The 752-nt window shown below is 42.3% G+C and carries 1 protein-coding gene; it reads right to left on the reverse strand.

Annotated elements, in window-relative coordinates:
* Positions 1–710, reverse strand: a 710-nt coding sequence (locus A3729_RS20875; RefSeq protein WP_369820149.1) for an aminotransferase class I/II-fold pyridoxal phosphate-dependent enzyme, incomplete at its 3' end; no start/stop codon positions are given.
* Between the last annotated feature and the right edge of the window lie 42 nt (positions 711–752).

Here is a 752-nt window from a genome sequence, read left to right on the forward strand (position 1 = left end):
GCAGGTAAACCGAATTTAGAGAGACTTAGGCACAGGACAATATTTTGGTTCCAGGTTGGTTCTGCATCAGTAAATATAAGGTTTGGAAAAGGCGTGCCGTAAGCACCATCAACAATCAATGGTACTTTATGTTCACGTGCCAACTGGTCTAACTTACTCATCTCTGAGTTTGTAATCACATTTCCCGTCGGATTTGTGGGGCGAGATACGCAGATCGCTCCCGTGCTTTCAGTAATTTGGAACTTCTCGAAGTCGATATGGTATTTAAATGTCTCTGCGTTAATTTCCTCAGTTTTTGGTCTGTTTGATATAAAAAAATCTTCAACCAAACCCGCATCGGAATAGCCAATATATTCGGGAGCAAGTGGTAGCAGAACCTGTTTACTACTACCATCTGAATACTTCCCTGCAAACAAATTGAAGAGCATAAAGAATGCTGCTTGACTGCCGTTTGTTAAAGCAATATTTTGCGGGCCTATATCCCAGCCATATTCAGCTTTAAGTAATGAAGCGAGTGACTTAATGAAGTCCAAATTGCCTTGTGGTGGATCGTAAACACCGATCAGCTGCTGGAAATCGGATGTAGACTCAACAATTTCCAGCAATCTATTTTTAAAATAATCCTGCACTTCCGGAATATGCGCAGGATTGCCTCCCCCCATCATGATTAAACCTGAGTCGCCAGCCAAGGCATTTCCAAGATCTTCCATTAAGCTTGTAATGCCGGCCTTTGAGGTAAACTTATCGCCGAA

This window comes from Oleiphilus sp. HI0043 (assembly GCF_001634935.1).